General features: G+C 33.2%; 18 protein-coding genes. 1 reads left to right on the top strand and 17 read right to left on the bottom strand.

From position 1 onward, the window contains the following. Window positions 1-23: 23 nt before the first annotated feature. From AC1FXZ_RS15005 to AC1FXZ_RS14950, 12 genes are all read right to left on the bottom strand, one after another. Window positions 24-935, bottom strand: coding sequence for an EAL domain-containing protein (locus AC1FXZ_RS15005; RefSeq protein WP_480055039.1), 912 nt, complete (start codon window positions 933-935; stop codon window positions 24-26). A 52-nt stretch (window positions 936-987) separates the two neighbouring features. Then, window positions 988-2715, bottom strand: a complete 1728-nt coding sequence (locus AC1FXZ_RS15000) for a methyl-accepting chemotaxis protein (RefSeq protein WP_480055037.1) — start codon at window positions 2713-2715, stop codon at window positions 988-990. A 275-nt stretch (window positions 2716-2990) separates the two neighbouring features. After that, entirely contained in the window at window positions 2991-3281 is a 291-nt protein-coding gene (locus AC1FXZ_RS14995) for a DUF4190 domain-containing protein (protein WP_480055035.1), read from the bottom strand. A 263-nt stretch (window positions 3282-3544) separates the two neighbouring features. Then, window positions 3545-4165, bottom strand: a complete 621-nt coding sequence (locus AC1FXZ_RS14990) for a hypothetical protein (protein WP_480055033.1) — start codon at window positions 4163-4165, stop codon at window positions 3545-3547. A gap of 257 nt (window positions 4166-4422) precedes the next feature. Beyond that, on the bottom strand, window positions 4423-4776 hold the full coding sequence (locus tag AC1FXZ_RS14985; RefSeq protein ID WP_480055031.1) for a type II toxin-antitoxin system RelE/ParE family toxin: 354 nt from the start codon (window positions 4774-4776) through the stop codon (window positions 4423-4425). Next, window positions 4760-5032 (bottom strand): hypothetical protein, encoded by a 273-nt coding sequence (locus tag AC1FXZ_RS14980; protein ID WP_480055029.1) that lies wholly within the window; start codon window positions 5030-5032, stop codon window positions 4760-4762. Before AC1FXZ_RS14980 ends, AC1FXZ_RS14985 begins: the two co-directional genes overlap by 17 nt. A 345-nt stretch (window positions 5033-5377) precedes the next feature. After that, the gene (locus tag AC1FXZ_RS14975; protein WP_480055027.1) at window positions 5378-5788 is read right to left on the bottom strand and encodes a serine hydrolase; all 411 of its coding nucleotides are present in this window, start codon (window positions 5786-5788) and stop codon (window positions 5378-5380) included. 609 nt (window positions 5789-6397) lie between these two features. Then, window positions 6398-6658 (bottom strand): type II toxin-antitoxin system RelE/ParE family toxin, encoded by a 261-nt coding sequence (locus AC1FXZ_RS14970; protein WP_480055025.1) that lies wholly within the window; start codon window positions 6656-6658, stop codon window positions 6398-6400. A 19-nt stretch (window positions 6659-6677) separates the two neighbouring features. Then, complete coding sequence (locus AC1FXZ_RS14965; protein WP_480055023.1) at window positions 6678-6947, bottom strand: hypothetical protein; 270 nt, start codon at window positions 6945-6947, stop codon at window positions 6678-6680. Between the two features lie 210 nt (window positions 6948-7157). Further along, the gene (locus tag AC1FXZ_RS14960; protein WP_480055021.1) at window positions 7158-7934 is read right to left on the bottom strand and encodes a hypothetical protein; all 777 of its coding nucleotides are present in this window, start codon (window positions 7932-7934) and stop codon (window positions 7158-7160) included. A gap of 31 nt (window positions 7935-7965) precedes the next feature. Next, window positions 7966-9291 carry a hypothetical protein gene (locus tag AC1FXZ_RS14955; RefSeq protein ID WP_480055019.1) on the bottom strand — a complete coding sequence of 442 codons (1326 nt, stop codon included), beginning with the start codon at window positions 9289-9291 and terminating at the stop codon, window positions 7966-7968. Then, window positions 9281-9808 (bottom strand): RNA polymerase sigma factor, encoded by a 528-nt coding sequence (locus AC1FXZ_RS14950; protein ID WP_480055215.1) that lies wholly within the window; start codon window positions 9806-9808, stop codon window positions 9281-9283. The genes AC1FXZ_RS14955 and AC1FXZ_RS14950 overlap by 11 nt, the downstream gene beginning before the upstream one ends. 391 nt (window positions 9809-10199) lie before the next feature. On the opposite strand from AC1FXZ_RS14950, the gene AC1FXZ_RS14945 reads away from it, so the two are divergent. Next, entirely contained in the window at window positions 10200-10379 is a 180-nt protein-coding gene (locus AC1FXZ_RS14945; RefSeq protein ID WP_480055017.1) for a hypothetical protein, read from the top strand. A gap of 101 nt (window positions 10380-10480) precedes the next feature. On the opposite strand, the gene AC1FXZ_RS14940 is transcribed toward AC1FXZ_RS14945, so the two are convergent. The 5 genes from AC1FXZ_RS14940 to AC1FXZ_RS14920 all read right to left on the bottom strand — a co-directional run bounded on the left by AC1FXZ_RS14940 (window position 10481) and on the right by AC1FXZ_RS14920 (window position 12461). After that, window positions 10481-10843 (bottom strand): DUF4181 domain-containing protein, encoded by a 363-nt coding sequence (locus AC1FXZ_RS14940; RefSeq protein ID WP_480055015.1) that lies wholly within the window; start codon window positions 10841-10843, stop codon window positions 10481-10483. Window positions 10844-10928: 85 nt separating this feature from the next. Next, window positions 10929-11150, bottom strand: coding sequence for a hypothetical protein (locus AC1FXZ_RS14935; RefSeq protein WP_480055013.1), 222 nt, complete (start codon window positions 11148-11150; stop codon window positions 10929-10931). Between the two features lie 75 nt (window positions 11151-11225). Beyond that, the gene (locus AC1FXZ_RS14930; protein WP_480055011.1) at window positions 11226-11411 is read right to left on the bottom strand and encodes a hypothetical protein; all 186 of its coding nucleotides are present in this window, start codon (window positions 11409-11411) and stop codon (window positions 11226-11228) included. Between the two features lie 131 nt (window positions 11412-11542). Beyond that, window positions 11543-12064 carry a DUF1648 domain-containing protein gene (locus AC1FXZ_RS14925; protein ID WP_480055009.1) on the bottom strand — a complete coding sequence of 174 codons (522 nt, stop codon included), beginning with the start codon at window positions 12062-12064 and terminating at the stop codon, window positions 11543-11545. 46 nt (window positions 12065-12110) lie between these two features. After that, window positions 12111-12461 (bottom strand): hypothetical protein, encoded by a 351-nt coding sequence (locus AC1FXZ_RS14920; protein WP_480055007.1) that lies wholly within the window; start codon window positions 12459-12461, stop codon window positions 12111-12113. Between the last annotated feature and the right edge of the window lie 143 nt (window positions 12462-12604).

Genomic DNA, 12604 nt, shown 5'->3' with positions numbered 1-12604 from the left:
GCTTTCATCCCTTTTCTACCATACTATCCTAACTTTAAATCGGCTGAGAGATGTCGTGATGTAGTATTATATTGTGGTACTCTTCCCAGTTTCACTTCTTCTTTTGGTTGACCTAGAGCATATCCTTGACCGTAATCTACTCCTTGTTTCTGTATAAAAGAAAATTCTTCCATTCGCTCAATTCCTTCTGCGATAATTTCAGAAGAAGATTGTTTGGCATAATCGATTATTAATTTTACCAACTGTTGTTGTTCTATATTTTGATCAATATTTTGAATAAGTGACTTATCTATTTTTATAAATTCAGGCTTTAAATAAATTAATGTTTTTAGACTATTGTATCCAGACCCTACATCATCAATAGCTATGCGAAACCCTTGTGAACGATAATTTGAAAGAACCTGTTCAAACAGTGAAAAGTCTTCCACAGCGCTTTTCTCAGTCAATTCAAAAACTACCTGTTTCGGTTCAATTCCAAGCTTAGATAATATTTGAAGAGTTTCTCCACTATGATAATTTAAATCAAGTAAGACATTAGGATGAATATTGATAAATATTAATGTGTTCCTTTTAAATCCATCCTCTTTAAATCTTTCAAAAAAGCGTTTAAGTGAAATGTTTCTACAAAAACATTCAAATGCGAAAACTTGATTAGATTGTCCAACAAAATCATAAAATGTTTCCGTATTCGAAAATAGGCTTGATGAAGAAGGACGATTTAAGACTTCAAAACCTATCGTTTCTCCTGAATTCACTTTAAGAATTGGTTGAAAAAATGTTTTAATCGATTGGTATTTCATAATTCTTTGTAATTCCTTTATCCTTTTATAATATAAGAAATCATTTTTTCTCCTATTATTTAAGTAAAGTAAAAAAGAATAGAAACGATTCGTCCTTAAATTTGATAGTAATTGGCTTTTTACTTGTTCATACATAGCTACACCCTCTTTGAGTATATTCCTAGGCTTACACGGGGACGATTCTCCCTTATTCAGTCTTAAATTTCCTAGTTACATTAGAAAGTGAAGTAGAAAGGTGATTAAGCTTTAAACCAATGTCATCGGTTTTTTCTAAGTGCTTAACCTGATTTTCACTAACAGAAAGTATTTCTTCTGCATTTTCTACTGTTTGGTTAGATACCGAAGAGAAGCTATCTACTGCTGATTCAAGATCAGGTAATATCCCTTCTAACCCCGTTAGTTCGCCTTGCATTCCTTTTAATTTAGTACTAACACCGGTAATTTCTTGCATCATTTCATCAATTGAAATTTTAGACTCGTTCGCTGTTGATAAAGTTTGGTTTATTTTCTTAAGGATTTGTTCAAATTCCTGTGTAGCCCCAATCGTTACATCCTCCATATTTTTTATCGTTTGTGATATTTCTTTTGTAGCATTCGTTGATTGTTCAGCTAGTTTCCGTACTTCACTCGCTACAATGGCAAATCCATTCCCTGACTCCCCTGCTCGTGCAGCTTCTATAGCTGCATTAAGTGCTAAAAGTTTCGTTTCCTCTGCAATCCATCTAACTAACTCAACTAATTTTGTAATAGAAAAGGAATATTCCTTCACATGCTTAATCGTTTTCGTTAATTGATCAAAATCCTTTTCAAAAGTATGAATCATGGTAATTAAGTCAGTTATATTCTCTTCACCACGCTTTGAGGAGAGATTCATATTTTCTGAACTGGTATAGACTTCTTTCATGTTCTTCATCATTTCTTCTATCTGCGATTTCATTTTCCTATAACTCATTTGAGTGTTATCCGAGCTACTCGCTGTTTGTTCTGCGCCTTGTTTGACAATATTAATGGTAGAAATTAAATGCCGACTGGACTCAAGATTATGTTCTGAGGAATCCTTCAAGTCCTTCCCTTTCGTTTCAAGTTCGATGGTGGTGCTTTTCAGTTCGAAAATGATATGACGCATCTGACCAATCATCGCATTGTAACTATCATGTAATGAAATAATTTCTGGAATCGTTGTTTTCATTTCCAATGAAGGCTTTAAGTTCCCATCACGAACTTCTATCATTGTTTTACCTAGCATATTTAGTGGCTTAGTTAATGTTCTTACGAAGAGAATGATTAGTATCGTAATGATGATCGTACTGACTAAAATCACTAGTAATGTAAAATACCCCATTTGAGTAACTTCTGCCATATATGAACTTGTTGGAATAAGCATGACGTATATACCGTTAATATCTTCCATATCCTGAGAAACGATCGTATAATCCTCATTATCTATCCTCTTATGTAAAACTCCATTTTGATGTGTTGCTATATGATTTATAATCTCATCTGGTATGGTAGGTAACGAGCCTTCACTCACTATAAAAGGCACTACCTCATTATTTTTTATGTATAAAAAGTCAGACTTGATCCCATCTTCTTCAAGAATATTTTTCTGATTACGTATATTCACTTCTACTTGCTGCATAAAATACTCTTCATCACTAACATAAACAAACTTCAAGTTTTGTGTGATATATCCCATCAAATCAACTTCTCTAACTAATCTATTTTCGATTGATTCCATTGATAGATCCTTCGCCTTTATATAAGAGCTATACCCAACGATCACAATCGATGTTATAAACAGAATCACAAATATCAAGAACAAACGGGTATTTAAATTTAATCTTTGTAAGAAGCTTTTCGTAACATTCTTCATTTTATCGGTAAAAGTTGCATGGTCTGAGGGCCCTTCGTACAAACATAAAACCTCCTAACTTTTTAAAATATTTAGTATATATGAATTTAGTATAGAGGAAAGTTTGTAAAGCTAGTGTTAAGTTATGTAAAGATTTCATACACAGTTCTCAACAAAAAGGACTAGACATTTTGGTTAATGGATTCAGTTTTGGGAGAGAAAAATGTAAAAATCAGTAAACATTTAACAGTGTACACAGCGAACAAAACCGCTCATATTTTTCTGAGCGGTTTTATCGTAATATTAATTTTTGTTTTTCAACTATAGCTCCCGTTACTTTAATAAGTTGTCGGGTTCATAAAAGCTATATATGCAATAATAGCAAATAGTATAGGCAACAAAATTCCCACGCAACTACAAATAACTCCTGCTACTGCAACCTTCTTACCATCTTGTTCAAAACGATTTATTTCTTTGAGCCCTATTATTCCAAGTATTAAGCCGATAACACCAAGTATAATTCCTATAAATGCTATTATCACTGTTATAATTGATACAATGCCAAGGACTAATGAAGCAATAGCTTTACCGTTCGTTATATTACTTTTTTGTTCTTCAAGATTACTCATTTTATTCCTCCCTCTATAAAACTACACTCCATATAACAAACCATAAAAATCCAAAAACTCTTTTTTATTATCCTGCTCGTTACTTCAACAAGAGAAAAGCGATAACCTTTATTAAGCAATCGCTCTCCTTAAGTTCAATATCCTTTTTTCTTTTTAGCTATGTGATAGATAATATTGTTGATATTGAGAACCCTCGTTAGTAGTGGGTTCCCATGTTTAAAAAATCGCAAGGAATATTCCTTGCGACCCTGAATAATTATTTCTCATATTTCACTAATGAAAGTTTTAGTTAAGTCTTCTGCTTCTTCTTGCGAATAGTGATTAACATTGTATGAAAACATATAATGTCCATCATCGACAGCGATAAAGTATTGATAGTCTGTTCCGTTGTTTCTAAACAACACTTCGTTTCCATCTATCTCTACCCACTCTTCACTAATACCGCCCTCTTCGTTATTAAGCATTTCTGGCATATCTACCTTACTGAAAACAAACCAAAAGTACATATCTCCCCCATTCACATAAGGAGGAACGAGGTGTTTCATCCCTGTTTTTTCTTTTTCTTCTTCCACAATGATTTCATTTTCAAAACGTTCATCTTTATCCGATACTTCTGCATGATACTGGACATCAAAAGAAAAAGGTTCTTCGCCTGAAAAAGAAACAAACGCATTTTTAATTTCTAAATCTTCCATCTCTGGAATAAAGATATTATCTACAGATAATTCCGTTTCGGCTTTTCCCTTTATTTCTTCAATGCCACTACTTTCTTGAATAGTATCAACAGAACTTCCCTCTGTCTCAGTACTTTCTTCACCAGAACCGCATCCTACCAATCCCAGAATGATGAATAAAAAACAACTACATACCAGTATTTTCTTCATGTCTAATAACCTCCGAAAATGTACTCATAAAAATGGTAACATTTTTTTTCGGAGTGTTGGTAACTAGTTGCTTACACAAAACAACTGCTTATAGAATTACAGCAGTTTAAAATAGGTTAGGAATGATTTCCCATTCAGTTGCTTTCCTATCAGCTCAATAAGGCAAGCGATGCCTTGTTAAAGCATCGCTCACCGTTAGCGTAAGAGCGACAGTGGATTAAAATAAGGTTGTCACTTCTTCAGCAACAACCTTTACATTATTTCCTTATACGCTTTCTTTCTGTTCTTGAAGGTAATATGTTAATAACATCAACGTATCCATCATTTTCATGTACTGCATAGTAAATTATATAGTTCAACATTTTATGTCTACTTTTACCGTATACTAATCTTCTTAACCCTTTAAAACTTCCACTTTCAACTGATTGACCAATGAAAGGGTTACTGGAAAGCTTATCATCTATATAATCAATTATTTCGTCTTCTTTGGCGTACCACCAGTTTAAGGTTTCTTCTCCTTGATCAGAAAAGAAATGTTGAATTTTATCTAAACACAATTCAAACTCCTCTGTAAAAAGAACAGTATAAGGCTTTTTATTTTCTCTTTTCATTACGCTTAGATTTCAGCTCTCTTCCAGAATACCTTTTCATATCTGGATTATCTAAATACCTAGTCAATGAAGCTTTAAGTTCAGGAAATTCTTCAATTTCTTGTGCTAAATCAGAATCCAAAGCATGATCTATTCTTTCTGATTCACCTTCTACTTCAACAGAAACTAATTTACCATTCATAACAAAGACTCCTGACTCTCTTCCATTTAGAGCACTAAATAATTCTTGTTTTGCCTGTTCACTCATTGAATTCATTTAGATTTCACCTCAGTTCAATTATATCAAATGTCTCTACAAGAATTCTATTCAAAATGAAATACACTTGAAGCTCACTACCCAATAAGTCACAAAGTCCTTACTCAAAGCTACCCGTTAGTTATACATATATAGATTTATAAAAGTTGTTACTATTGCAATAACCCCAAATATTACCCACATAACTATACCTCCATATATTTTTATGTATATCGTGTAACAAAGAAAAGCGAATACCCTTGTTAAGCATTCGCCTCCATTTAGTTCAAGAAGTTATCTTCTCATTAGATTAATCCTAAGAAACCCCCATCTCATATATAAAATTATTCCGTTGAACAGTCGGATTTAACACCTATATTGGAATGAAAAAAGAAAAGAAAACGGATTCATTTTATCATGCACTTTAATATTTGAAGCATCTCTTGGCAAATTCGATTGATGGGTAATTAAATCTCGTAAAGTTATTTCTTTTCTATTATTTGAAAATGCTTGGATATAACTTGGCTGATATTTTAATACGGAATCATCTAATTGAACTATATTATCCCTTATCATTGTCTGTAAAAATACAGCAGTAAAAACTTTAGAAATAGAACCAATTTCGAAAATTCTGTCTTCAACAAGTATACTAGATTTATCTTCTATGCCTACTGAGTATATCTGTCTCCCGTTTTGATTAACAATACCAAGTAGGATACTTGAATCCTTACTTCTATTTTTATTAGACACTAAAATATTCTTAATCCTTGTTTCCATATTTTCTCCTTTCATATAAAAACTTTTAAAATCCTCTGGTAGAAGAATAAAAGTTAAACATTTTCTACCATGAGTATAATTTATCCTTCTTACGTAAACCTGCCCGTTAGCTCAATAAGCCAAGCGATGCCTTGTTAAAGCATCGCACTCCGTTTGTTGAATAAGTACCCTCATGCAAATTTTGCTTAGAATGGATTCTCCCCTTTTAAAAAGGGAACTACAATTATATAAATTGAACCGACAAATAAGAGCCAAAAAATCTTTGATGAAAGAAATCGATTATAAAATTTAACTTCCTTAAATAGGGACACATCGGGACGGTTCTCGCGCTCCCATTATAATAATTATTAATAGGAAGCAGTAGTGAAAAAGGGTGATTTCTCCTTTTTTTACTACCCTTGAACCGTCCCCCTACTCCCACTACATATTAATTAAACAACAACTTCCACTAACACTTTTACATCGTCTTTTTACTATTGCTGAATACTCCACAAGTTCTTCTACATTTTTAAATACTAGATTTTGATTTGTGACAATGGCAATAGATAATGATACAAGTGCATAAGAAAAGACCATATCTGTTAATATGATCTTAAATAAAATGTTTGGTTAATTTTCACCTGGAAATAGAACAGCTAATATAACAACATCATTGTTAATCAATTTATAATATACTCTAAACCTTTTAACAGCTACCCTTGTAATCCCTTTATATTTTCCGAATTCTTCAGTGTACGTTTGTCCAATTATTCGATTCTTTAATAGATCTTCCGTTTCGATGATAAACTGAGAGATAAAATCGAGAGTCTCTTCAGGTGTGAACTTTTCACTCCTAAACTGAGTAAGTTTTTCCTTAACAGCAGGTGCCAAATAACATTTCGGTCATACATTACATAAAATCCTTTTTAGACAAGGAGTTTAATAATTCTGAAGTAGACATACCACGTCCATTTTCATACTGCTCCACACTTTCTTTTAACATGCGTTTAAGTTCAGGATTTTCTTCAGCTTCAAATTGTATAGATTTTTTATCATCATCTTCTTGTAAAACAAGTGTAAATTTTCCTTTGCCAGGAATAGAAAACTGTAATACAGAGTTATCACTATTCATATTCTCAATATATTTCATAAGCTCTTCTGAAGATTGAATTTTTCCCATACTATTTTATCACCACCGTTGTTATCCTTTTTCTTATAATATCATCCATTTAAACATGTAACGAATCAAATATACTTATTGTGGTAAGCTTCCGTTTGTTTAATAATCTCTATCCAAAGTTCCTATCCTTTAAGTACAAAGATCCAACTCTCTAATTAGGTCTTATAGTTCCTGCTCCTCAACTATCGCTTCCGTTAATTTGAGAGTCACTTAGTTCCAATCAGGCTCTGCCTTCCCTTCCTTCCACCACTTCACCTGAAATTGTCCTTGATTACCATTAATAGCTCGAACAACAATATATTTTGTCGTTGTCTCTTTAAATTCCACGCTCAATACATCGTCATTTTCTTCATTCATCCCTGCATGATCGCCGTTTTCATCGTAAAGAGATACGCCATGGCTATTTCCATTGCTAAAATGATGTTCTACGTCAAAGTAAATTTGTTCACCTTGCTCTCCATGAATAGGTATCAAATGCTCCCCATTAAAATATTCGTATTCAACCTCTACAAATGTATCTCCTGTCACTTCATTCCATCCGACTTTACTTGTATGATCCAAAGGAATCATCACAAAACAAACAAGCGGTACAACGAATACAACCCAGCTATACCATTTTAAAGGTCTTAACTTTTCTTTACCTAGTAAAAAAAGGAGTGAGAAAAAAGCACCAACTGTTCCAGCAACCAACACGTATTCGATTGGTATCAAAACAAAAAAAATGAGATATCCGAACAAAGTATAAAGCAATATTTGTTTACCAGTAGAAAAATTAGGAATGAATTTCCCAATAAAATCAATGACAATGGAACTAATTAATCCGTAACCAAAAAACACAGCCCAAATCGCTGGTGTTGTAATCAGATCGTGGAATTCAAACAAATTAAACCCACTACTGCTGATCATGATAATAAAAAAGATTGATATTGAAAAACTGGCCCCTATCAACTTCTCTAACAAGCTACTGATGATTAAATGTTTTTCCAATTATGCACAACTCCCCGTTCAACAAGCTACCCTAATAATTATTCATTAAAATATCTTTACCATCAATATTTACTGATTCTATTTTTGAAGTATCTAAAATTCCAGAAGGCAAGAATTTAATAATAACATCATTCTCCTCATTAAGACTCATTACCGAATCAAAAGTGAGAACACTTCCATCATTCATTGTAGCAGTTACTTTAATGTTACTTGAATTATTAAAATCACCATTCCCATATATAGTGATACCTAGTGGAGAAATAGACACCTTATCGGAACTCCAAGTTTCGAATTCTTGTTTAAAATCGATTCTTTTTTCTTCTCCAGTGGTCGGCACTCTAAATGTAGTGCTCCAGTTTCCTGTTATAAATTTCTCGCTTGATACAAAATACCCCATTAATTTATCATTATTGAAATCAATACTGTCTATGCTAAAAATGTATTCAGTAAATTCTCTACCATAGTTTGTTTCATCTGAATCATCTATTCCATAATTAATATTAGAAGGATGGACTTCATTACCATTTTCATCAATAAAGTAAAAATAACCGTGGTCATCTATACCATTCGCTGTCCAATTAGCTTGGATATGGAGACGGTTATCGATAACGCCAATATTAGAGATATGCATAAAGTCTATTCCTGGTAGTGAAATAGAATTTTGGTTTGGTTTTAATACCTGTACTATACCTTCTTTTGATAATTGATGATATAAAGGACCACCGCCACCTGGAATGTTGTTCATATCAAGAGAAATTGTTTCAGGAACAATATTTGTTAAAGCCGAAAGATTAGCATTTATTGGCTGTTTAAATGTTTCTTTATGGCTTAAAAAAGATTCTATACGAAAATTAACTTTTCTATCTTTAAGTTCCCTACCTCCATTTGCTTGTATTCTAAATAAGGCAGTATTTGTTGCTTCATCAAAATCAATAATTTGACTGTTAAACATTTGAACACCAGTTAAAGAGTAATCATAAATATCTACTGTTTCATCAATCCTATTGCCAGATATATCCTGTAGTGTAAGATAAATTACAGCCATTTCATTATCGTTCATTGCACCAACTACTTCAGCTCTAATTCCATTATTCTCACTACTTTTTTCAATCGGCTGAAGCATCAATGCCACATCTGGATTTACGTTAGATATTAAATTATTAAAGCTTGGAATATGCGCAGCACCTACGCCAGCTGAAAACAAAATAGCCGTCGAAGCAACTAATGATAGCGCCACTTTTTTTAATTTCGTTTTGGGTTTTTCTGATTTTGCTTTTAATATGCCAAGCCTTGCCCTGTCGTGAAGTTCTTCTGGAATCTCTATTCTTTCTAATTCCTTTTTTATATTATTTTTCACAAATATCAGCCCCCTTTGCTTTTTTACGAAGTTTTTCTAACGAACGATATAATATCGTTTTTGCTGTACCTAATGGTATATTTAACAACTCTCCAATTTCTTTAAATGAATATCCCTTATAGAATCTTAAAATGATAATGCTTTTTTCATCTTCGTTTAATGTTTCCAATAAGTGTTGGAGAGTTATTGAAAGAGGAACGTCTTCACTCTCCGAAGGGATAAACTCCTCATACTCTGGTTTTAAGTGAACTACCTTTTGATTTTTTCTTAAACAATCAATAGAACAACTAATTGTAATTTTTATTAACCAAGTTTTAAAATACTCAGGATTTTTTAATGTTTCTATATTGGCAAATGAACGATACGCTACTTCTTGCACTACATCTAATGCATCGTGATTGTTTTTTACATATACATAAGCAATGCGATAAATATCCTCTTCATATTTTTGGAAAATTTTCAAGAAGGCTTTATCGTCTCCTTTTTGAGCCTTTTTAACTAATCGAATAATTCTAATCCATCCTTCCTTTTTTTGTCTTACACCTATTAGACAAATTAAAATAACATTTGGCTTTAATATTTTTAATTTAACTCAAAAAAATAAAACAAGGAATCGGATCCTTGTTTCTCAGTCGTTTTTCTTTAAGTTTCAACTAACAAATATAATTTTCCTTCTTATACTCTTCTGCTTCGTTAGTTAAATAAACCTGTTCTATTTTCCTCTATAAATTTCAACATAAGAATCAAAAAAACTTCTGAATACAGTTTCTATACTCCTGTTTAGTGGCTCTCCTTTAATTGAACCCTTTACGTTTAGGTCATTGTCCTTTTTGTTGGGTTGATCAAGTATAGAATTGTCTGTTTGGAAAATGCTAGTAAGAGTGGAGATTTAGGAAGGAGAATGCTTGATGAGTCGTTCAAATGACCAAAACCAAATTCAACAGATGGCCGATTGGCTAAAAACAAATGTTGTGCATAGTACGGAGGGTTCCGTTAATAAAACAATGATTCGACATCGTCTAAGTTTGGAATTTGACGTTCAAGATGAAGAGGTGGTCGATGAGGTGTATGATTTAATTACCGAATAATAAAAGAGATCTTCTCTGCGGAGAGACCAGGGGACTATGGAGACGGTTCTCGCACTCCCAAATTATTAACAGAAGCAGAATAACCGTCCCCATCCTCCCCTTTATATAACTATAGAAAACAACATTATATATATATACCAAGGTAGTAAGGAAATAAGTGGGACAAGATACGCTTTAGAGTGCTTAAGGTATATACGTTTCATTATTGCTTCAAAACCAGATACAATTGTAATAACGATAAAAACTGACAACCAACCATTAAAATAGTCTGGCCACCAATTTAATATAATGACAAAATAAGCAATCACGAATATTGCAATGGTCCAATTACCATACACGTATATCTCATAACCATCATTGGTTTCTGAAATCTTACCGTCCACCAATTGAAACTTTTTCTTTACAATTTTCTCAAATAGGAATCCTATTCCTAAAACTACAAGTAATAATATTACATCGACCATTAGGCACTCCCCCTCCCTACATCTTTTCAACTCTTCCAGGACGCATGAGGAAGCAAAAGAACCGACTCGCTGCTCCCCCGTTAACTCAATGACTTTGTTGTTTTTTATGATAGTGATAACCAATAAAATAACTGCAAATTATTCCGAGAATAAAAGGTATTACTGACATACCAGCTTCAATCCCCGTTGAAGTTTCCTCGTAAATACTTATCATTAATAATTTAATTTCAAATAATTGTCCAATCAATAAAAGGAAACTACTGATAAATATAAAAGATGCTAAACCGACAAAAATGGTTTTCAACAAATTTACACCCTCCTTTTTTAGTATGTAACGTTATAAATTGCTAACCACCAAGCGAAACCTGCCTCCTCCAACCCCTTACTCATTGTTTGACTTCTTCCATTCATATGGCACTTTAGACCAATTATAAAAAATAATAATCAAGAACATGACAAAAGAGAACGATAGATTTTCAATCCAATTAACCTCTCTATTAGCAAATAATTGCCAAGCAGTACTTGCTATAAAAGTGATTAAGGGTAAGCGAATGCTTTTCTTGATCATGTCAGCTGTATCCCCCCTACTTAGTCACAGTGATCAATACAGTCCCTTCACTTTAACATTAATTTCCTTTTTATTGTCAAAGAAAAAAGCATTCCTTGTTGAAGGAACGCTCCCGATTACTGTATTAAGTCTCAAGATTTTACTTTTATCAACTTCACTAAAGCTATTATAATCGGCAAACCAGTGCCCAAAAAGACCAGTGGTAAAAGAACGAAGCCGATACCTTCTCCCCACCCTAAGGCTATGATCATACTATTCATCATCGCAATGGCAAACAAGATTAAGATAAAGTTCTTTATATACCCAACCAGTGAGCGTGAAATACGGTATGCTGCTTCTGCATTTGATTCAGTAATCTTGATTGGATAGTTATGTAAATGTGGGTATTTCTCAAGCACATTCATTAGCAGATAAAGAGCTGCTCCGACAATCACCAGGACCACCAATTCCCATTTGGAGCCATATCGGGATACCTCACCAGTGATACCAAAATGGGCAGGAACCTGGCCTGGCAATTCACTCCACATTCCAATAAGAAAAACGACACTCCCCCCGAATAATAAGATACTTATTATCGATAGAAATCGTTCGAACACTGATTTCTCCAACTTTTCAAGTTTAATTTCAGGTCGATCTGAATGAAAAATACCCACTTGGAATGCCCCCATATTCTCATTTTTTATAGATTTGGATCCCTTTTCAACGTTTTAAATCAGCTTCAAAATAACTCCTGGCTGACGAAGAAGGAGAAAACTTTACTTTGTATTTAATCCCAAGTTCGTTCCTAACTTTTTCTGTTAGTTGTTGACCAAGTTCATTATGTTTATTTTCCAATTCAACCCCGTTTGGGAGCAATCGATCCAAATTCCAGTCAATCCTCTCACCATACAACATTGCCCAACTCATCAGCTGCTCTTTTAAATCAGCTGACAAAGGAACTTCTTCTATATCAAAGTTACACCCACATTCATTACACCACAAGGGGTCTGCCCCAACATCACCCTCAACTTTTACATGTCGAGTTTCATGATCCTCACAAAAACAATGCATCAAATAAGCACTCCCTACATTATTATTTGAGTTATTTTATTATAACTGACTTGACGCAAGGGACGGCTCTCGCTTGAATGATCTTACTAAATTTTTATTGTTTTTACTGATATATACAAAGTTAGCAGTACATAATAAAGTAT

The sequence above is a fragment of the Halalkalibacter sp. HAAS-P014 genome, assembly GCF_056619965.1.
Note: the sequence above shows the minus strand (reverse complement) of the source record. Positions and strands in the feature narration are given on the sequence as shown.